At 69.2% G+C, this 19,527-nt stretch carries 21 protein-coding genes and 1 tRNA gene; 9 read left to right on the forward strand and 13 right to left on the reverse strand.

Features of this window, described 5'->3' with window-relative positions:
• Window positions 1-33: 33 nt before the first annotated feature.
• Complete coding sequence (locus tag BLT43_RS04195) at window positions 34-696, reverse strand: GntR family transcriptional regulator (RefSeq protein WP_090110391.1); 663 nt, start codon at window positions 694-696, stop codon at window positions 34-36.
• Complete coding sequence (locus BLT43_RS04200) at window positions 693-1,403, reverse strand: M48 family metallopeptidase (RefSeq protein ID WP_090110393.1); 711 nt, start codon at window positions 1,401-1,403, stop codon at window positions 693-695. The genes BLT43_RS04195 and BLT43_RS04200 overlap by 4 nt, the downstream gene beginning before the upstream one ends.
• A gap of 148 nt (window positions 1,404-1,551) precedes the next feature.
• Between BLT43_RS04200 and BLT43_RS04205 the strand changes: the two genes are divergently transcribed.
• Together BLT43_RS04205 and BLT43_RS04210 are read left to right on the forward strand one after the other, a co-directional pair.
• Window positions 1,552-1,878: a TIGR02300 family protein gene (locus BLT43_RS04205; protein ID WP_090110394.1), complete on the forward strand. Its 327-nt coding sequence runs from the start codon at window positions 1,552-1,554 to the stop codon at window positions 1,876-1,878.
• 110 nt (window positions 1,879-1,988) lie between these two features.
• A tRNA-Ala gene (locus BLT43_RS04210) sits at window positions 1,989-2,064 on the forward strand.
• Between the two features lie 354 nt (window positions 2,065-2,418).
• Here BLT43_RS04210 and lpdA read toward each other — a convergent pair.
• The 11 genes from lpdA to BLT43_RS04265 form a co-directional block, all read right to left on the reverse strand.
• The gene (lpdA, locus tag BLT43_RS04215) at window positions 2,419-3,807 is read right to left on the reverse strand and encodes a dihydrolipoyl dehydrogenase (RefSeq protein WP_090110396.1); all 1,389 of its coding nucleotides are present in this window, start codon (window positions 3,805-3,807) and stop codon (window positions 2,419-2,421) included.
• A gap of 18 nt (window positions 3,808-3,825) precedes the next feature.
• Window positions 3,826-4,236, reverse strand: a complete 411-nt coding sequence (locus tag BLT43_RS04220; RefSeq protein ID WP_090110398.1) for an MAPEG family protein — start codon at window positions 4,234-4,236, stop codon at window positions 3,826-3,828.
• A gap of 28 nt (window positions 4,237-4,264) precedes the next feature.
• Window positions 4,265-4,651 (reverse strand): MAPEG family protein, encoded by a 387-nt coding sequence (locus tag BLT43_RS04225; RefSeq protein WP_090110399.1) that lies wholly within the window; start codon window positions 4,649-4,651, stop codon window positions 4,265-4,267.
• 81 nt (window positions 4,652-4,732) lie between these two features.
• The gene (locus tag BLT43_RS04230; RefSeq protein WP_090110401.1) at window positions 4,733-4,975 is read right to left on the reverse strand and encodes a hypothetical protein; all 243 of its coding nucleotides are present in this window, start codon (window positions 4,973-4,975) and stop codon (window positions 4,733-4,735) included.
• A gap of 58 nt (window positions 4,976-5,033) precedes the next feature.
• The gene (gene odhB / locus BLT43_RS04235) at window positions 5,034-6,278 is read right to left on the reverse strand and encodes a 2-oxoglutarate dehydrogenase complex dihydrolipoyllysine-residue succinyltransferase (protein WP_090110403.1); all 1,245 of its coding nucleotides are present in this window, start codon (window positions 6,276-6,278) and stop codon (window positions 5,034-5,036) included.
• 2 nt (window positions 6,279-6,280) lie between these two features.
• Complete coding sequence (locus BLT43_RS04240) at window positions 6,281-9,238, reverse strand: 2-oxoglutarate dehydrogenase E1 component (protein WP_090110405.1); 2,958 nt, start codon at window positions 9,236-9,238, stop codon at window positions 6,281-6,283.
• A 108-nt stretch (window positions 9,239-9,346) separates the two neighbouring features.
• Entirely contained in the window at window positions 9,347-10,228 is an 882-nt protein-coding gene (gene sucD / locus BLT43_RS04245; protein ID WP_090110406.1) for a succinate--CoA ligase subunit alpha, read from the reverse strand.
• A gap of 5 nt (window positions 10,229-10,233) precedes the next feature.
• Window positions 10,234-11,427: an ADP-forming succinate--CoA ligase subunit beta gene (gene sucC, locus BLT43_RS04250; protein ID WP_090110409.1), complete on the reverse strand. Its 1,194-nt coding sequence runs from the start codon at window positions 11,425-11,427 to the stop codon at window positions 10,234-10,236.
• A gap of 286 nt (window positions 11,428-11,713) precedes the next feature.
• Window positions 11,714-12,676, reverse strand: coding sequence for a malate dehydrogenase (mdh, locus tag BLT43_RS04255; protein WP_090110410.1), 963 nt, complete (start codon window positions 12,674-12,676; stop codon window positions 11,714-11,716).
• Between the two features lie 179 nt (window positions 12,677-12,855).
• Entirely contained in the window at window positions 12,856-14,142 is a 1,287-nt protein-coding gene (locus BLT43_RS04260; protein WP_090110412.1) for a PRC-barrel domain-containing protein, read from the reverse strand.
• Between the two features lie 171 nt (window positions 14,143-14,313).
• Complete coding sequence (locus BLT43_RS04265; protein ID WP_090110414.1) at window positions 14,314-14,613, reverse strand: hypothetical protein; 300 nt, start codon at window positions 14,611-14,613, stop codon at window positions 14,314-14,316.
• A 155-nt stretch (window positions 14,614-14,768) separates the two neighbouring features.
• On the opposite strand from BLT43_RS04265, the gene BLT43_RS04270 reads away from it, so the two are divergent.
• From BLT43_RS04270 to BLT43_RS04300, 7 genes are all read left to right on the forward strand, one after another.
• Window positions 14,769-15,611 (forward strand): HpcH/HpaI aldolase/citrate lyase family protein, encoded by an 843-nt coding sequence (locus tag BLT43_RS04270; protein WP_090110416.1) that lies wholly within the window; start codon window positions 14,769-14,771, stop codon window positions 15,609-15,611.
• The gene (locus tag BLT43_RS04275) at window positions 15,608-16,162 is read left to right on the forward strand and encodes an NnrU family protein (protein WP_090110418.1); all 555 of its coding nucleotides are present in this window, start codon (window positions 15,608-15,610) and stop codon (window positions 16,160-16,162) included. The genes BLT43_RS04270 and BLT43_RS04275 overlap by 4 nt, the downstream gene beginning before the upstream one ends.
• Window positions 16,159-16,362: a DUF1737 domain-containing protein gene (locus tag BLT43_RS04280; RefSeq protein WP_090110420.1), complete on the forward strand. Its 204-nt coding sequence runs from the start codon at window positions 16,159-16,161 to the stop codon at window positions 16,360-16,362. Before BLT43_RS04275 ends, BLT43_RS04280 begins: the two co-directional genes overlap by 4 nt.
• Window positions 16,363-16,642: 280 nt before the next feature.
• A complete protein-coding gene (gene sdhC, locus BLT43_RS04285; protein ID WP_090110422.1) occupies window positions 16,643-17,026 on the forward strand; it encodes a succinate dehydrogenase, cytochrome b556 subunit in 384 nt (127 codons plus the stop codon).
• Window positions 17,027-17,037: 11 nt separating this feature from the next.
• Complete coding sequence (gene sdhD / locus BLT43_RS04290; RefSeq protein ID WP_090110424.1) at window positions 17,038-17,409, forward strand: succinate dehydrogenase, hydrophobic membrane anchor protein; 372 nt, start codon at window positions 17,038-17,040, stop codon at window positions 17,407-17,409.
• A gap of 14 nt (window positions 17,410-17,423) precedes the next feature.
• Entirely contained in the window at window positions 17,424-19,229 is a 1,806-nt protein-coding gene (sdhA, locus tag BLT43_RS04295; RefSeq protein ID WP_090110425.1) for a succinate dehydrogenase flavoprotein subunit, read from the forward strand.
• Window positions 19,229-19,516, forward strand: coding sequence for a hypothetical protein (locus BLT43_RS04300; RefSeq protein ID WP_090110427.1), 288 nt, complete (start codon window positions 19,229-19,231; stop codon window positions 19,514-19,516). Before sdhA ends, BLT43_RS04300 begins: the two co-directional genes overlap by 1 nt.
• Window positions 19,517-19,527 lie beyond the last annotated feature (11 nt).

Here is a 19,527-nt window from a genome sequence, read left to right on the forward strand (position 1 = left end):
CTCATTCCTGACTGAAATTGTCGGGTCTGTCAATCAGCCCTTCAGCAGCCGCAGCCCCTGCGTCACGTCGGTGCGCACCGCCAGCCGCAGCCCCGGCTCGTCGCCCGCTTTCAGCGCGGCAAGGATCAGCTTGTGGTGATAGGGCGGCTCGGTCCGCCGCAGGCGGCCGTAGAGCGCCCGCATGGTCGGCCCGAGCTGCAGCCAGACCGTTTCGGTCATCGCCAGCATCGCCGGGGCTTGGGCGCGCAGGTAGAGCGTGCGGTGGAACTCGAGGTTCATCCGGATGTAGCCGGTCGCGTCCTGCCGGGCGACCATCTGGCTGACGCCCTGGTTGATCGTCTCCAGCCGGTCGATCAGCGCGAAATGCGCGCGCGGCAGGGCGCGCGAGGCCAGCTCCGGCTCCAGCAGCGCCCGCAGGCTGGCCAGCTCCTCGATCCGGTCGTTGGTCAGAAGCGGCGTCGTCACTCGGCCCGAGGAGGACAGCTGCAGCGCCCCTTCGGCGACCAGCCGTCGCACCGCCTCGCGCGCGGGCGTCATCGAGACGTCGAACTGCTTGCCAATGCCACGCAGCGTCAGCGCCTCGCCCGGCGCGATTTCGCCATGCAGGATGCGGGTCCGCAGCACCCGGTAGACCCGGTCATGCGCGGCGCCGGCCGGGTCGGGCGCGCGCGGCACGGGCACGGCCGAGGGGATCATGCCGCCGCCTCGTCGGGGGCGGCGAAATCCACCCGCTGCAGCGCGTCGCCATGCGCGCGCAGCCAGGCGCGGGCGGCGCGGTGCTCGGGAAAGAGCCGGGCGCAGACCGCCCAGAAGGCGGGCGAGTGGTTCATCTCGGCCAGATGCGCCACCTCGTGTGCCGCCACGTAGTCGCCGATCTCGGGCGGCGCCATCACCAGCCGCCACGACAGCATGATGTCGCCCCGCGCGCTGCACGACCCCCAGCGCGAGCGCGTGTCGCGAAAGCTCAGCCGCCCCACCGGCCGGCCGAGCCGCGCCGCGTGCCGGTCCACCGCCGCCGAGAGCCGGTCGCGCGCCTCGGACTTGAGAAAGGCCATGGCGCGGGCGGCGGCGCGGGCCGGCTCGTCGGGCATCAGCAGCGCGTCGCCCTCGAGCCGCGGCCGGCGCAGTGCCGCCGGGGTCAGGGTGATCTCGCGCCCGAGGAAGGGCAGGGTGCCGCCCAGCCGCACGCTCTGCGCTGGCACCACCCTATCGAGATGCCCCCTGAGCCACGCCTCGCGATCCGCGAGGAAGGCCAGCGCCTCGCGCTCGGGCACGCGGCGCGGCAGGGTCAGCGTCACCCGCCCGTCGCGATGCGACACGCGCAGCGTCAGCCGCCGCGCCCGGTCCGAGCGCCTGAGCGCCACCCGCACGGGGGGGTTGCCCGGCAGCACGTGTTCCCCCATATCGCGATCGCCCCCTGCGCTGGTCCAAAGGCTTTGACAGCCCAAGCCGCTTATGGCAGGGGAGCGCGATCCGCCGCAAGGTCAGGGCGCGTCAGCGCCGCTCTTGCCGCGCGCCGATTTTCGCCGGACGGAACTGGAAGGACAGCCCATGCCGAAGGAAGAATGGGGAACCAAGCGCATCTGCCCGACCACGGGCAAGCGCTTCTACGACCTCAACGCCGACCCGATCGTCAGCCCCTACACGGGCCAGGTGGTCACGCTCGACACCGGCAAGAACCGCACCATGGTGGCGGATGCCGAGGATTCGCAGTCCAAGAAGTCGAAATCCTCGGACGAGGATGAAGAGCTGCTGCTGGACGACGACGACGACAGCGAAGACGCCGATCTGGGCGACGACGTGCTCGACGACGACGACGACAGCGACGACGTCTCGCTCGACGAGCTGGCCGACGTGCCGGCCGAAGACGAGGAATAAAAAAGTCGGACCGGGCGTGTGTTTTCCGCTTGCACCCGCCCGGCACCACCCTTAGAGAGCGGCACACGGGCAGCGACGCTGACCGACACGGCGGAAACGCCGGACATGATGGGGCCTTAGCTCAGCTGGGAGAGCGCTTGCATGGCATGCAAGAGGTCAGGGGTTCGATCCCCCTAGGCTCCACCATCACCCTCTTATCACTAGCAGATCAGCCAGCCTCTCGGCGCAGCTTTGTGATGCGCGCACCCGCGCTCCGCCCATGCCGCGCGCGCGGCGGCGACCGGTCATGCGGGCGCTGCCCGGCCGTTGATTGCGGCCTTGCCCGCAAAAGCTGCGAGCCCGATGGGCGCGGTTTCGGAAACGGCGTGGCATAGGCTCGAACGGGGGCAGGGGGCGCTGCCCCCGCCGCCCGTGCCGGGCGACTCCCCCGGAGTATTTTCCGAGCGAAGTGGCCAGGGGCGCCGCTGTCTGGCGGCCGACGAAACGACAACGGCCGCCCCTCGGGGCGGCCGTTCGATTCGCGTCACGTGCAAGGGCGACTCAGGCGTGGATCGCGCCGTCGCCCAGCGCCAGAGCCGCCTCGCGCACGCCTTCCGAATAGGTCGGGTGGGCATGGCAGGTGCGGGCGATGTCCTCGGCCGCGGCGCCGAACTCCATCGCCACGCAGACCTCGTGGATCAGGTCGCCGGCCATCGGGCCGATGATATGCGCGCCGAGCACGCGGTCGGTCTCCTTGTCGGCGATGATCTTCACGAAGCCCTCGGCCGAGAAGTTGGCCTTGGCCCGCGCGTTGCCGAGGAAGGGGAACTTGCCGACCTTGTAGGCGCGGCCCTCTTCCTTGAGCTGCTCCTCGGTCTTGCCGACGGTGGCCACCTCCGGGTGCGTGTAGACCACGCCCGGGATCACCTCGTAGTTCACGTGGCCCTTCTGGCCGGCGAGGATCTCGGCGATCGCCACGCCCTCGTCCTCGGCCTTGTGCGCCAGCATCAGCCCCGGCACCGCGTCGCCGATGGCGTAGACGCCCTCGACATTGGTGCGGAAGTGGTCGTCGATCTTCACCTGGCCGCGCTCGGTCATCTCGACGCCCAGCGCCTCGAGGCCGAGGCCCTCGACATAGGGCTTGCGGCCGGTCGCCACGAGCACGGTGTCGACGGTCAGGCTCTCCTCGCTGTCGTCCTTGCGGCTCTTCCAGGTGACGGTGGCCTGGCCGTCCTTGGTCTCGACGCCCTGCACCGCGGCGCCGAGCACGAATTTCAGCCCCTGCTTGGTCAGGATCTTCTGGAAGTTGCGGGCGACCTCGGCATCCATGCCCGGCGTGATCGCGTCGAGATACTCGACCACGGTCACCTCGGTGCCGAGACGGCGATAGACCGAGCCGAGCTCGAGCCCGATCACGCCGGCGCCGATCACCACCATCTTCTCGGGGATCTTCTCAAGCTCGAGCGCGCCGGTCGAGGTCACCACGGTCTTCTCGTCGATCTCGACGTTCGGGATCGAGGAGGGGACGGAGCCGGTGGCGATCACGATGTGCTTGGCCTCGTGGACCTCGTCGCCGACCTTCACCTTGCCCTTCTCGGGGATCGAGCCCCAGCCCTTGAGCCAGTCGATCTTGTTCTTCTTGAACAGGAATTCGATGCCGCCGGTGTTCTGGCCGATGCTGTCGTTCTTGTAGGCCAGCATCTGCTGCCAGTCGATCTCGGGCTTGTCGGCCTTCAGACCCATCTTGGCGAAGTTGTGCTCGGCCTCGTGCAGCGCGTGGGTCGCGTGCAGCAGCGCCTTGGAGGGGATGCAGCCGATGTTGAGGCAGGTGCCGCCCAGCGTCTCGCGCCCTTCGACCACGGCGGTCTTCAGGCCGAGCTGGGCCGCCTTGATGGCGCAGACATAGCCGCCGGGGCCGGAACCGATGACGATGAGATCGTAGGATGCCATGGAAAACTCCTGTGGGTGTCAGATGAGGGCGAGGCCGATCATCAGCAGGGTGGCCGAAAAGCCCACCAGCCAGATCAGCGATCGCCAGGGCCGGAGCCCGAAGAAATAGGCGGGCACGTAGAGCACGCGCGCGCCGAGATAGGTCCAGGCGAGCAGGCCGGTCAGCCCCGAGGTGCGGTCGCCTAGGATCAGCACCACCACCGCCAGGGTGAACAGGATCAGCCCCTCGAAATGGTTGTTGAGCGCGCGGTAGAGCCGGCCGGTGCGCGGGCTGGCCAGGTGCTCGAGCGGCGCACCGAGCCGCTGCGGGTCGCGCGGCGACAGCGTTTTGGCGAAGCCCAGCTCGCGATTGGCGCGCCAGGACAGCCAGGCGAACTGCGCCGCCTGCAACAGCCCCGCCCAGGCCAGCGCCTTCAGCTCGGGCGCCATCACCGGAGGGCCCCGCCGGGGCGCGGCCTCAGAAGGCCGCGAGATAGAGCCAGGCGGTGGCGAGAAAGCCCAGGGACCAGACCCCGGTGCGCGCCCAGGGGATGCCGGCGGGGTAGAGCACCGCATAGGCCAGCCGCGCCAGCAGGAAGACCTGCGCCGCCAGGAGCGTGCCGCCGGTCAGCGCGCCGCGCTCGGCCAGGATCAGCACCGCCGGCGCGAACAGCGCCAGCGCCACGACCGAGTTCGTCACGCAGCGCTCCATCCGCCCGGCCACGCCGGTCAGCCTCGGCATGTCGTCGCGCGGCTGCGCCAGCCGCGCCAGACCGACCTGCGAGATCGCGAAGAGCACCTGGATGACGATGAGAACGAGCACGAAAAGCCCGTAGAGCGCCAGGATGTCGAGTTCCCTGGACATGGGTCACCTCCCCGAACCGATAAGGACCGGGGCAGGATAGCACGATCCGCCGCGGCGCGCGGCACGGCGCGGGTCGGGGCATCAGACCGTCTCGAGGAAGGTGCAGGTCATGGCGCCGCCGAAGCCCTGTTCCCTGGTGATCCAGCCCTGGGCGCGCTTGCGGTCGTTGACCTCGAACAGCACCAGCACGCTCGAGCCGTGATCGGCGTCGCGCCAGATCTGCAGCTGGCTGAGGCCGGCCTGCATGCGCTCCTCGTAATCGGCGTCGAAGGCCTTTTTCCAGCCGTCGTAGTCGGGGGTGTCGATCTGGCACAGGAGCTGCATGGCGGGGCCTTTCGGATGGAAACGGTGGCCCGGCTCAACGCCGGGCCACGCGCGCGGTTCAGAGATCCATCAGCAGGCGGCGCGGATCCTCGAGCGCCTCCTTGACGCGGACGAGGAAGGTCACCGCGCCCTTGCCGTCGACGATGCGGTGATCGTAGCTCAGCGCCAGGTACATCATCGGCCGGATCACGATCTGGCCGTCGACCACCACGGGCCGCTCCTGGATCTTGTGCATGCCGAGGATGCCCGACTGCGGCGGGTTGAGGATCGGCGAGGACATCAGCGAGCCGTAGACGCCGCCGTTCGAGATGGTGAAGGAGCCGCCCTGCATGTCGGCCATGCCAAGCTTGCCGTCGCGCGCCTTGGTCCCGAGCTCGGCGATCTCCTTCTCGATCGCGGCGAAGCTCTTCTCATGCGCGTCGCGCACCACCGGCACCACGAGACCCGAGGGCGTGCCCACCGCCACGCCCATGTGGACGTAGTTCTTGTAGACCACGTGGTCGCCGTCGATCTCGGCGTTGACGTCCGGCACCTCGTTCAGCGCGTGCACGCAGGCCTTGGCGAAGAAGGACATGAAGCCGAGCTTGACGCCGTGCTTCTTCTCGAACTGCGCCTTGTAGGTGTTGCGCAGGTCCATCACCGCCGACATGTCCACCTCGTTGTAGGTGGTCAGCATCGCGGCGGTGTTCTGCGCCTCCTTCAGGCGGCGGGCGATGGTCTGGCGCAGGCGGGTCATCTTGACCCGCTCCTCGCGGTCGGCGTCGTTCGAGGAGACCGGCGCGCGCGGCGTCTGCTTCGGTGCCTCGGCCTTTTTCGGCTCGGACAGCGCCTTGAGCACGTCGCCCTTCATCACCCGGCCGTCCTTGCCGGTGCCCTTGACGTCGCCCTCCTTGAGGTCGTTCTCGGCCATCAGCTTCTTGGCGGAGGGCGCGTCCTCGGTGTCGCCGCGGGCGTCGCCCTTCTCGGCCGGCTCGCCCTTGGGCTCGCCCGAGACGTCGGTGGCCTTCTGCTGCTCGGAGGGCTTGCCCTCCTCGGGCGCCTCGGGCGCGGACTTGGCGGGGGCATCGCCCTCGCTGACCTGCGCCAAGAGCGCGTCGACGCCGACGGTCTCGCCCTCGTTCGCGACGATCTCCGACAGCGTGCCGGCGACGGGGGAGGGGACCTCCACCGTCACCTTGTCGGTCTCGAGCTCGCACAGCATCTCGTCCACCGCGACGGCGTCGCCCGGCTTCTTGAACCAGGTGGCGACGGTCGCTTCCGAGACGCTCTCGCCGAGGGTGGGAACGCGGACTTCGGTGCTCATTCTCAGTTTCCTTCGATGCTCAGCGCTTCGTTGACCAGCGCTTCCTGTTGGGCCTTGTGCTGGCTGGCGAGACCGGTCGCGGGCGAGGCGCTCGCGTGGCGGCCGACATAGCGCGGCCGCTTGTGGTCGGCCTCGATCCGGCTCAGCACCCATTCGATGTTGGGCTCGATGAAGCTCCAGGCGCCCTGGTTCTTGGGCTCTTCCTGGCACCACACCATCTCGGCCTGCTTGAAGCGGTCGAGCTCCTTGACCAGCGACAGCGCCGGGAAGGGATAGAACTGCTCGATCCGCATCAGGTAGACGTCGTCCAGCCCGCGCGCGTCACGCTCCTCGAGCAGGTCGTAATAGACCTTGCCCGAGCACATCACCACGCGCTTGATCTCGGCGTCGGGCTTGAGCTGGGTGTCGCTGTGGCCCTTCTCGGCGTCGTCCCACAGCACGCGGTGGAAGGACGAGCCGGTGGTGAAGTCCTCGGCGTCCGAGACCGCCATCTTGTGGCGCAGCAGCGATTTCGGCGTCATCAGCACCAGCGGCTTGCGGAAGTCGCGGTGCAGCTGCCGGCGCAGGATGTGGAAGTAGTTCGCCGGGGTCGAGCAGTTGGCGACGATCCAGTTGTCCTGGCCGCACATCTGCAGGAACCGCTCGAGCCGGGCCGAGGAGTGTTCGGGACCCTGGCCCTCGTAGCCATGCGGCAGCAGCATCACGAGGCCCGACATGCGCAGCCACTTCGATTCCCCCGAGGAGATGAACTGGTCGAACATGATCTGCGCGCCGTTGGCGAAGTCGCCGAACTGCGCCTCCCACATCACCAGCGCGTTGGGCTCGGCGAGGCTGTAGCCGTATTCGAAACCCAGCACCGCGTATTCCGAGAGCATCGAGTCGATGACCTCGTAGCGCGCCTGCCCCTCGCGGATCGCGTTGAGCGGGTAGTAGCGCTCCTCGGTCTCCTGGTTGATGAAGGCCGAATGGCGCTGCGAGAAGGTGCCGCGGGTGCTGTCCTGGCCCGAGAGCCGCACCGGGTAGCCCTCGGTCAGCAGCGAGCCGAAGGCCAGCGCCTCGGCGGTGGCCCAGTCGAAGCCCTCGCCGCTCTCGAACATCTGGCTCTTGGCCTCGAGCAGCCGCTTGACCGTGCGGTGCAGCGGGAAGCCGTCGGGCGCGCGGGTGATGGCGCGGCCGATCTCGGCCATGGTCTTCTCGTCGATCGCGGTCTGGCCGCGCTCGTAGCTCTCGCCGTCGCGCCGGTCGAGATGGCTCCAGCGGCCGTCGAGCCAGTCGGCCTTGTTCGGGCGGTAGCTCTTGCCGGCCTCGAACTCGTCGCCCAGCATCGCCTGGAACTGGGTCTTCATGTCCTCGATCTCGCCCTCGGGGATCAGCCCGTCCTTGACCAGCCGCTCGGTGTAGAGCGTGAGCGTGGTCTTCTGGCTCTTGATCTTCTTGTACATCACCGGGTTGGTGAACATGGGCTCGTCGCCCTCGTTGTGACCGAAGCGGCGGTAGCAGAAGATGTCGATCACCACGTCTTTGTGGAACTTCTGCCGGAACTCGGTCGCCACCTTGGCGGCATGCACCACCGCCTCCGGGTCGTCGCCGTTGACGTGGAAGATCGGCGCCTCGACCATCAGCGCGATGTCGGTCGGGTAGGGCGAGGAGCGCGAGAAGTGCGGCGCGGTGGTGAAGCCGATCTGGTTGTTCACCACGATATGCATGGTGCCGCCGGTGCGATGCCCGGTCAGGCCCGACAGGCCGAAGCACTCGGCCACGACGCCCTGGCCCGCGAAGGCCGCGTCGCCATGCAGCAGGATCGGGATGACCTGCGTGCGGTCGGCATCGCCGAGCTGGCTCTGCTTGGCGCGGGCCTTGCCGATCACCACCGGGTTCACCGCCTCGAGGTGGGAGGGGTTGGCGGTCAGCGACAGGTGCACCTTGTTGCCGTCGAACTCGCGGTCCGAGGAGGCGCCGAGATGGTATTTCACGTCGCCCGAGCCGTCCACTTCCTCGGGCTTGAAGCTGCCGCCCTGGAACTCGTGGAAGATCGCGCGGTAGGGCTTCTGCATGACGTTGGCGAGCACCGAGAGGCGGCCGCGATGCGGCATGCCGATCACGATGTCCTTCACGCCGAGCTGGCCGCCGCGCTTGATGATCTGCTCCATCGCCGGGATCAGCGCCTCGCCGCCGTCGAGGCCGAAGCGCTTGGTGCCCATGTACTTGACGTGCAGGTACTTCTCGAAGCCCTCGGCCTCGACCAGCTTGTTGAGGATGGCGCGGCGGCCTTCCTCGGTGAACTTCACCTCCTTGCCGTAGCCCTCGATCCGCTCCTTGAGCCAGGCCGACTGCTCGGGGTCGGAGATGTGCATGTACTGCAGCGCGAAGGTGCCGCAATAGGTGCGCTTCACCAGCGCCAGGATCTCGCGCAGCGAGGCGATCTCGAGGCCGAGCACGTTGTCGATGAAGATCGGCCGGTCCATGTCGGCCTCGGTGAAGCCGTAGGATTTCGGGTCGAGCTCGGGATGCGGGGTCTGCTCGCGCAGACCGAGCGGGTCGAGATCGGCGACCAGGTGGCCGCGGATGCGGTAGGCGCGGATCAGCATCAAGGCGCGGATCGAATCCAGCACCGCGGCGCGCAGCTGCGCCTCCGACAGGCCGGCGCCGGCGGCCTCGGCCTTCTTGGCGATCTTGTCGCGCGCGCCCTTGGCCTCGGCCGGCCACTGCCCGTCGAGCGCGGCGGTCAGCTCGTCGCCCGGCACGGGCGGCCAGTCGCTGCGCGCCCAGCTCGGGCCGCTGGCCTCGGCGCGGGCGTCCGAGCCGCTGTCGCCGAGGCTCTGGAAGAACTCCTGCCAGGCCGCGTCGACGCTCGACGGGTTGTCGGCGTAGCGGGCGTGCAGCTGCTCGATGTAATCGGCATTGGCGCCCTGCAGAAAGCTGGAGGCGTGGAACACGTCGTTGGGGCTGTGCTCGGTCATGGCCGGATCCTCGATCCTTGGCAGAAAATTTTGGGGCCGGGGGCCCAGATAGGGCGCGCGGCCCGGATGTCAGGGGGCGGGGGCGCCTCCGCCCCCGCCCGCAGGCGATCAGCCGATCGCGGCCTTGACCGCCTCGCCCAGCGTCGCCGGGCTGTCGGCGACCACGATGCCGGCCGATTTCATCGCCTCGATCTTGCTCTCGGCGTCGCCCTGGCCGCCCGAGACGATCGCGCCGGCGTGGCCCATGCGGCGGCCCGGAGGCGCGGTGCGCCCGGCGATGAAGCCGGCGGTCGGCTTCCAGCGGCCCTTCTTCTTCTGTTCCTTGAGGAACTCGGCCGCCTCTTCCTCGGCGGTGCCGCCGATCTCGCCGATCATGATGATCGACTGGGTCTCGTCGTCGTCGAGGAACATGTCGAGGATGTCGATATGCTCGGAGCCCTTGATCGGGTCACCGCCGATGCCGACGGCCGTGGACTGGCCCAGACCCATGTCGGAGGTCTGCTTGACCGCCTCGTAGGTCAGCGTGCCTGAGCGCGAGACCACGCCCACCGAGCCGCGCTTGTGGATGTGGCCGGGCATGATGCCGATCTTGCAGGCGTCGGGGGTGATGACACCGGGGCAGTTCGGGCCGATCAGGCGGGTCTGGCTGTCGACCAGCGCGCGCTTGACGCGCATCATGTCGAGCACCGGGATGCCCTCGGTGATGCAGATCACCAGCTCGATGCCGGCATCGATCGCCTCGAGGATCGAGTCGGCGGCAAACGGCGGCGGCACATAGATGACGGAGGCGTTGGCCTCGGTCTTGGCGCGGGCCTCGTGCACGCTGTCGAAGACCGGCAGTTCGAGATGCGTCTGGCCGCCCTTGCCGGGGGTGACGCCGCCGACCATCTTGGTGCCGTAGGCGATCGCCTGCTCGGAATGGAACGTGCCCTGCGAGCCGGTGAAGCCCTGGCAGATGACCTTGGTGTTTTCGTCGACGAGAATCGCCATGTGTCTTACCCCTTCACCGCTTTGACGATCTTCTCGGCGGCGTCGGACAGGTTGTCCGCCGCGATCACGTCAAGGCCGCTGTTGTTGATGATCTCCTTGCCCTGGTCGACATTCGTGCCTTCCAGGCGCACGACCAGCGGCACCTTCAGGCCGACTTCCTTGACCGCGGCGATCACGCCCTCGGCGATCACGTCGCAGCGCATGATGCCGCCGAAGATGTTGACGAGGATGCCTTTGACGTTCTCGTCGGAGGTGATGATCTTGAAGGCCTCGGTGACCTTCTCCTTGGTCGCGCCGCCGCCCACGTCGAGGAAGTTGGCCGGCTCGGCGCCCTTGAGCTTGATGATGTCCATCGTCGCCATGGCGAGGCCCGCGCCGTTCACCATGCAGCCGATCTCGCCGTCGAGCGCGATGTAGTTCAGGTCGTACTTGGAGGCCTGCAGCTCCTTGGCGTCCTCCTCGGTCTCGTCGCGCAGCGCCGCGATGTCGGCGTGGCGGTAGATCGCGTTGCCGTCGAAGCCCATCTTGGCGTCGAGGCACTTCAGCTCGCCCTTGTCGGTGATGATCAGCGGGTTGATCTCGAGCATCTCCATGTCCTTGTCCATGAAGAGCCGGTAGAGAGTGTCCATCAGCTTGACGCACTGCTTGACCTGCTGGCCCTCGAGGCCGAGCGAGAAGGCGATGCGGCGGCCGTGGAAGGGCTGGTAGCCGGTGGCCGGGTCGACGCTGAAGGAGAGGATCTTCTCAGGCGTCTTCTCGGCGACCTCCTCGATGTCCATGCCGCCCTCGGTCGAGCAGACGAAGGAGACGCGGCTGGTCGAGCGGTCCACCAGCAGCGCGAGGTAGAGCTCGCGCTCGATGTCCGAGCCGTCCTCGATGTAGATGCGGTTGACCTGCTTGCCGGCCGGGCCGGTCTGGTGGGTCACCAGCGTGCGGCCGAGCATGCGGCGCGCCTCCTCGGCGGCCTCCTCGACCGACTTGGCCAGACGCACGCCGCCCTTCTCGCCGGCGTCGGATTCCTTGAAGTGACCCTTGCCGCGGCCGCCGGCGTGGATCTGCGCCTTGACCACCCAGAGCGGGCCGTCGAGCTCGCTGGCGGCGGTCTTGGCCTCCTCGGCGCGCATCACCGGGCGGCCGTCGGAGACGGGGGCGCCGTAGGAGCGCAGAAGGGCCTTCGCCTGATATTCGTGAATGTTCATGGACCGGTCCTCGGTTGCCGTGATTTGGCCCCTTCAAACACAGTCGCGGCGCCCGCAGAACAGCTTTTCTGGGTCGGTAGGCGAAAACCCGACATATGTGATCACAGTTTTCGGGGCTGTGATCACGGGCATCCCCTTGGCTGCGCTAACGCCGCGGTGCAGCGACTCGCGGCCGCCCGCGCCGCCGGTCGGCGCCGAGGCGCCGGGCACGAAAAAGGGCGCCCCGAAGGGCGCCCCTGTCGTCATCATGTCGCTGCCGCGGCGCTGTCGCGCGGCGGGGTCGCGATCAGGCGAGGCTCGAATCGATGCCCTTGCAGGCCTCCACGAGGCCCTTCACCGCGTCGACCGACTTGTCGAACATCGCCTGCTCGTCGCGGTTCATCTTGATGTCGATGACCCGCTCGACGCCGCCGGCGCCGATCACGGTCGGCACGCCGACATAGAGACCCTTGAGGCCCAGCGCGCCGTCGACATAGGCGGCGCAGGGCAGCACGCGCTTCTGGTCCTTGAGATAGGCCTCGGCCATCTCGATCGCGCTGGTGGCCGGCGCGTAGTAGGCCGAGCCGGTCTTCAGCAGGCCGACGATCTCGGCGCCGCCGTCGCGGGTGCGCTGCACGATGGCGTCGAGCTTCTCCTGCGTGGTCCATCCCATCTCGACGAGGTCGGGCAGGGGGATGCCGCCGACGGTCGAGTAGCGGGTCAGCGGCACCATGGTGTCGCCGTGGCCGCCCAGCACGAAGGCCGAGACGTCGCGCATCGAGACGTCGAACTCGAGCGACAGGAAGTGGCGGAAGCGGGCGCTGTCGAGCACGCCGGCCATGCCGCAGACCTTCTCGTGCGGCAGGCCCGAGAACTCGCGCAGCGCCCAGACCATCGCGTCGAGCGGGTTGGTGATGCAGATCACGAAGGCGTTCGGGGCGTGCTTGGCGATGCCCTCGCCGACCGACTTCATGACCTTGAGGTTGATGCCCAGCAGGTCGTCGCGGCTCATGCCCGGCTTGCGCGGCACGCCGGCGGTGACGATGCAGACATCGGCGCCGGCGATGTCGGCGTAGTCGTTGGTGCCTTTCAGGGCCGCGTCGAAACCCTCGGCCGGACCGGATTCGGCGATGTCGAGCGCCTTGCCCTGGGGGGTGCCTTCGGCGATGTCGAACAGCACGACATCGCCCAGTTCCTTGATCGCGGCGAGATGGGCGAGGGTTCCGCCGATCTGGCCGGCGCCGATGAGGGCGATCTTGGGTCTGGCCATGAATGGCTCCTGTCGAGAATGTGAATGCAGCCCCGTGCCTAAGCCCTGCCCGGCAGGCTTGCAAGACTGCCGCGCCGGGGGCGGGCCGGGGCGCCGGCATGTTTGCGCAAACGGCAACGGCCGCCCCCGGGGGGCGGCCGCCTGTCCTCATGCGATGAGGGCCTCTCGCGAGACGGGGGTCACTGCGCCGCGGGCGCTTCCTCGGCCTCCATCTCCATCTCGGCCTCCGCGCCGGCCTCGGCGGCGGGCATCTCGGCCTCGGGGGCCTCGTATTCCGGCAGGGCCTTCAGCTCGTCCTCGGTGGCGCTGATGTAGACCCGGATGTCCGAGCCGTCCTCGTTGGTCATCAGCTGCAGGTCGTCGAAGTTCACGGCGACCTTCTTCTCGCCGAGGCCGAGGAAGCCGCCGACGCCGATCACCGCCTGCTCGACTTCGCCGGTATCGGTGACCACGAGGTCCTCGATCTCGCCGATGTTCTCGTCCTGGGCGCCGTAGACCGAAGCGCCGCTGAGCTGCTCGACGCTGATGTCGTCGAGCGTGGCGGCGGCATAGCCCTCGAGCTGGACGCCACCCGTGGCCATCTCGCCCTCGGCCATCTCGGCTTCGCCTTCGGCCATCTCGCCCTCGATGGCGGCCTCGCCTTCGGCCATCTCGCCTTCGACGGCGGCTTCGGCCTCGGCCATCTCGCCCTCGACCTCGGCCGCGGCATCGGCGACCTCGCCCTCGGCTTCGGCCATCTCGGTCTCGAGCTCGGTCTCGGCTTCCGCCATCTCGGTCTCGACCGCGGCCTCGGCTTCGGCGGCGCCTTCCTCGACGGCGGCTTCCGCCTCGGCCATCTCGGTTTCGGCCTCGGTCTCCATCTCGGCCATCTCGGTCTCGACCTCGGCTTCCGCCTCGGCCATCTCGCCCTCGGCGGTCTCGACCTCGGTCATCGCGGTGTCGCCGTCGGCGGGCACGCCCTCGACCGCTTCACCCTCGGCCATGGCCTCGCCGGCTTCCTCGGTCTGCTCGACCATGCCCGGCTCGGCGGCCATCGCGGTCTCGTTGGCGCGCTCGAAGGCCGGGGCGCCTTCCAGGGCCGCCTGGCTCGAGTTGATCACCAGGAACCGCTCGCCATTGGCGTCGTCATAGGTGCGGATCTGGTCCATGGTGATGGCGACGTCCTTCTCGCCGATCCCGAGGAACCCGCCCACGCCGACGATCACCGCCTGCACGGTGCCGTCCTCGGAGACGATCATGTCGTTGATCTCGCCGACATCGTCCCATTGCTGGGCCTCGAAGTCGATCGCATCGCCGTTCTCGCCGAGCTCCTGCTCGGAGGAGTAGACGCGCATGCCGATCATGTTGGTGGCATAGAAGTCGTTCTCGCCGATCTCGTAGCCGCCCGTGCCCATTTCATGTTGTTCGGCATAGGCCGCGGTGCCCAGCACCAGGCCCATCGCCGCAGAGGCAAGCAGATGTTTCATCTCAGAACCTTTCCAATGCCAGCCGGCGCCCTGTCGGCGACCGGCCGTATCTGGCGGATGAACCTCCGATCCGGCATCGGGTTGCATGTCAGGCGACAATTTTTCGCATTGCCCCCGAAAGCGGCGGGGGGATGCCAATATCTGCGGCGAAAACGCGCGCGACTCTGCCGATCAGGCCTCGGGCTCGGGCGGCGACAGGCCGCCGGCGAGGGCCTCGAAGGCCTCGCCCGCCGCCATCAGGCAGGTCGGGCCGCCGGGCTTCGTGGTCAGCAGGCTCCAGCTGCCGTCGTCCGAGGCGTAGATCTCGACCACGCGCCGCTTGCCGTCCAGCGCGATCGCCCGCCGGCTTTCGCCGTAGCGTTCGGCCAGGTGGGCGGTGATCTCGGCATGCGGGCCGCAGCGCGGCGCCGCCGCGGCCGGGCCGGCCAGGGCGAGAAACAGGAACGGAAGCAGGCGCGGCGCACGGGTCATGGTGTCTCTCCGGTAGGGCTGCGTTCGGCGGGGTGATGCAGGCAGTCTCGCGCAACGACGCGAAGATGCGGTTAACCGGGCGCGCGGCGCGGTTGACCGGCCGGGCGGGGAAGGGGCAGGCTGCCGGGGCGCGCCGCCCCCTGAAAGACCCTGCCATGCCCGATCTGCCCTACCGCTCCGCCCTGTTCGTGCCGGCCTCGAAGCCGCGGGCGCTGGAGAAGGCGCGGGGCCTGCCCTGCGACGCGCTGCTCTTCGATCTCGAGGACGCGGTCGCGCCCGAGGCCAAGGCGGATGCGCGCGCGGCGCTGGCCGCGGCGCTCGGGGCGGGCGGCTTCGGCCGGCGGGCCCGGATCGTCCGGATCAACGCGCCGGCCACGCCCTGGGGCGCGCAGGATCTCGAGGCGGCGGCGCGGCTCGACTGCGACGGCGTGCTGGTGCCGAAGGTGGGCGGCCCGGCCGATCTCGACGCCGCGCGCTGCGGCCGGCCGCTCTGGGCGATGATCGAGACCGCGCGCGGGGTGATCGAGGCCCCGGCGATCTGCCGCCACCCCGACCTCGCCGGCGTGGTGGTCGGCCCGAACGACCTCGCCCGCGAGCTCGGCGCGCGCGAGACGCCGGACCGGATGCCGCTGTGGCACGCGCTGCAGGCGGTGCTGCTGGCGGCTCGCGCCGCCGGGATCGTGGCGCTCGACGGCGTCTGCAACGCCATCGACGACCCCGAGCGGCTCGCGGCCGAATGCCGGCAGGGCCGTGACATGGGCTATGACGGCAAGAGCCTGATCCATCCCGGCCAGATCGCCGCCGCCAACGCCGCCTTCGCGCCGTCGGCGGCCGAGATCGACCTCGCCCGCCGCCAGATCGCCGCGCATGAGGCGGCGCTGGCCGAGGGGCAGGGGGTGGCGGTGGTCGAAGGCCGGATCGTCGAGGCGCTGCATGTGGAGACCGCGCGCGCGACGCTGAGGCGGGCGCGCGCCATCGCGGAACGGGAGGCGTCATGATCCTGCTGCTCTTGGGCCTCGCGCTGTGGAGCGCGGCGCATCTGATGCCGCGCCTCGCGCCCGGGCTGCACGACCGGCTCGGCCGGGCGGCGCGCCCGGTCGTGGCGGTGGGGGTGCTGCTGGGCCTGTGGCTGATGATCCGCGGCTATTCGGGCTGGGACGCGGCCTGGCACTGGTCGCCGCCCGCCTGGACCCGGCATCTCAACAACCTGATGGTTCTGGTCGCGGTCTATCTCTACGCGGCCTCGGGCATGAAGACCCGCGTGGCGGTGGCGCTGCGCCACCCGCAGCTTCTGGGCGTGACGCTCTGGGCCGCGGCGCATCTGCTGGTCAACGGCCACTGGGCGGCGCTGGTGCTGTTCGGCGGGCTGGGGGTCTGGGCGGTGGTCGAGATGGCGGTGCTCAATGCCCGCGCCCCGGCGCCCGAGACGCCGCCGCCGGCGCCGATGGGCCGCGAGATCGGCGCCGTGGCCGGCGCGGTGGTGGTTTTCATCCTGATCGGGCTGGTGCATGGCTGGGTCGGAGCCAACCCTTTCGGAGCCATGTCATGAAGATCTACCGCTTTCTGTCCGGGGACGACACCTCGGCCTTCTGCCACAAGGTGACCGAGGCGCTGAACAAGGGCTGGGAGCTTTACGGCCAGCCCACCTACGCCTTCGACGCCGCCAACGGCGTGATGCGCTGCGGCCAGGCGGTGACGAAGGAGGTCGAGGGCGAATACGACCCCGACCTGCGGCTCGGCACGCTCTGAACACGCCTGGCGGGTGCGCGCGATGTCGCATCCCGCTGGTCGCCCCGGCCCGCGCGCCCTAGGTGCCGGGGCATGAGTCACCGGGCCCCGACTGCTAGCGCAAACAGTGTGATCACACGCCCCGCGGCTGTGATCACGAGGCGCGAAATCCCGCCAACTGCGGCGATTTTTCACCGGCTTTCGCCTTGCCGGCGGGTGACAGCCCGCCGAAAATCGCTAGGGATAGGCCAGCCGGAGCGCGCCCGCGAGGCCGCCCAACCGCCACTGTAAGGACGACGCCATGGCCGACGTGAACCGGGGCAACCGCCCGCTCTCGCCACATCTCTCGATCTATCGCTGGCACATCCCGATGCTGACCTCGATCCTGACACGGATCACCGGCAACGCGCTGATCGTCACCGCGATCATGGTGGTGTGGTGGTTCGCGGCCGCGGCCGCCGGGCCCGAGAACTTCGCCGTGGCGGACGGCTTCATCCGCAGCTGGTTCGGCGACCTGGTGCTGTTCTTCTCGGTGCTGGGCCTGTGGTACCACACGCTGGCCGGGATCCGGCACCTGATCTGGGACGAGGGCAAGATGCTCGAGCTCGACAAGGCCGAGCTGCTCGGACAGATCATCCTGATCGTCTCGGTGCTGCTCACCATCTTCACCGTCGTCGTTCTCTGAAAGGGGCAGTCATGGCTTACCTGACCGACCGCAAGCGCGCGCACGGCCTCGGCGCCTCGCATTCCGGCACGAAAGCGCATTGGCGCATGTCGCTCTCCTCGGTGGCGCTGGTGCTTCTGGTGCCGCTCTTCGTCTTCACCTTCGGCGCGATCCTCGGGTCGAGCTACGAGGAAGTCGTCATCTACTACCAGCGCCCGCTTCCGGCGGTGATCGCGCTGCTCACCTTCCTCGTCGGCTTCTGGCACTTCCGCGCCGGCGCCAAGATCATGATCGAGGACTATTCGCGCGGCCTCTCGCGCAAGGCGCTGCTGGCCGGGCTGACCTGCCTGTCCTACGGCCTCGCCGCGATCGGCGCCTTCGCCGTGATCCGCCTCGCCCTCTGACCCGGAGCCCCGTAATGGCAGCCTACGAATACGAAACGCACGAATACGACGTGGTGGTGGTCGGCGCCGGCGGCGCGGGCCTGCGCGCCACGCTCGGCATGGCCGAGCAGGGCCTGCGCACCGCCTGCATCTCCAAGGTCTTCCCGACCCGCTCGCACACCGTCGCGGCGCAAGGCGGCATCGCCGCCAGCTTGGGCAACATGGGCCCCGACAGCTGGCAGTGGCACATGTACGACACGGTGAAGGGCTCCGACTGGCTCGGCGACACCGACGCCATGGAATACCTCGCCCGCGAGGCCCCCAAGGCGGTCTACGAGCTCGAGCATTACGGCGTGCCCTTCTCGCGCACCGAGGAAGGCAAAATCTATCAGCGCCCCTTCGGCGGTCACACGACCGAATACGGTGAAGGCCCGCCGGTGCAGCGCACCTGCGCCGCCGCCGACCGCACCGGCCACGCAATCCTGCACACGCTCTACGGCCAGTCGCTGAAGCAGAAGGCCGAGTTCTACATCGAGTACTTCGCCATCGACCTCTTGATGGACGATGACGGCACCTGCCGCGGCGTGCTGGCGTGGAAGCTCGACGACGGCACCATGCATGTCTTCGCCGCCAAGATGGTGGTGCTGGCAACCGGCGGCTACGGCCGCGCCTATTTCTCCGCCACCTCGGCGCACACCTGCACCGGCGATGGCGGCGGCATGGTGGCGCGCGCGGGCCTGCCGCTGCAGGACATGGAGTTCGTGCAGTTCCACCCGACCGGCATCTACGGCGCCGGCTGCCTGATCACCGAGGGCGCGCGCGGTGAGGGCGGCTACCTCACCAACTCCGAGGGCGAGCGCTTCATGGAGCGCTACGCACCCACCTACAAGGACCTCGCCTCGCGCGACGTGGTCTCGCGCTGCATGACCATGGAGATCCGCGAGGGCCGGGGCGTCGGCAAGGATGGCGACCACATCCACCTGCACCTCAACCACCTGCCGCCCGAGACCCTGGCCGAGCGTCTGCCCGGCATCTCGGAATCGGCGCGCATCTTCGCCGGCGTCGACGTCACCAAGGAGCCGATCCCGGTGCTGCCGACGGTGCACTACAACATGGGCGGCATCCCCACGAACTACTGGGGCGAGGTGCTGAACCCGACCAAGGACAGCCCCGACGCCGTGGCCCCGGGCCTGATGGCTGTGGGCGAGGCGGGCTGCGCGAGCGTCCACGGCGCCAACCGGCTCGGCTCCAACTCGCTGATCGACCTCGTGGTGTTCGGCCGCGCCGCGGCGATCCGCGCGCGCCAGGTCGTCGACCCCGAGACGGCAGTGAAGGCGCCGGCGCAGGCGGCGATCGACAAGGCCTTCGACCGCTTCGACGGTCTGCGCCATGCCTCGGGCTCCGTCGCCACCGCCGAGCTGCGGCTCGAGATGCAGAAGACCATGCAGCAAGACGCCGCCGTCTTCCGCACCGACAAGACGCTGGCCGAGGGCATGCAGAAGATGGAGGGCGTGGCGTCCAAGATGGACGACATCCGCGTCACCGACCGCAGCCTGGTGTGGAACTCCGACCTGATGGAGACGCTGGAGCTCGCCAACCTGATGCCCAACGCGCTGGCCACCATCACCGCCGCCGAGGCGCGCAAGGAAAGCCGCGGCGCGCATGCGCATGAGGACCACCCCGACCGCAACGACGAGGAATGGCGCAAGCACTCCCTCGCCTGGGTCGAGGGCGCGAAGGCCCGGCTCGACTACCGGCCGGTGCATCTCGACCCGCTGACCAAGGCGGAGGAGGGCGGCATCGACCTCAAGAAGATCGCGCCGAAGGCGCGGGTCTACTGATGCGCGCGGCGCTCCTCATCGGCCTGCCGCTGCTGCTCGCCGCCTGCGCGCAGCAGCCGCTGTCGCCCGAGGCGGCGGCGCGGGTCTGCGAGGAGCGCGCCCGCGCCGCGCAGGCGCCGACCGGGCGCGCCCGGATCGGCGTCAGCTCGGACGAGGGCCTCTCGACCGGCATCGCGATCGGCGTCAGCGGCGACTTCCTGCGCGGCCGCGACCCGCTCGAGGTCTACGAACGATGCGTGGTGGAGCGCAGCGGGGCGCTGCCCGTGCGCCCGCCGCGGCTCAGATGACCGATCTCACC

It is taken from the genome of Limimaricola pyoseonensis (assembly GCF_900102015.1).
Taxonomy (GTDB): Bacteria; Pseudomonadota; Alphaproteobacteria; order Rhodobacterales; family Rhodobacteraceae; genus Limimaricola; species Limimaricola pyoseonensis.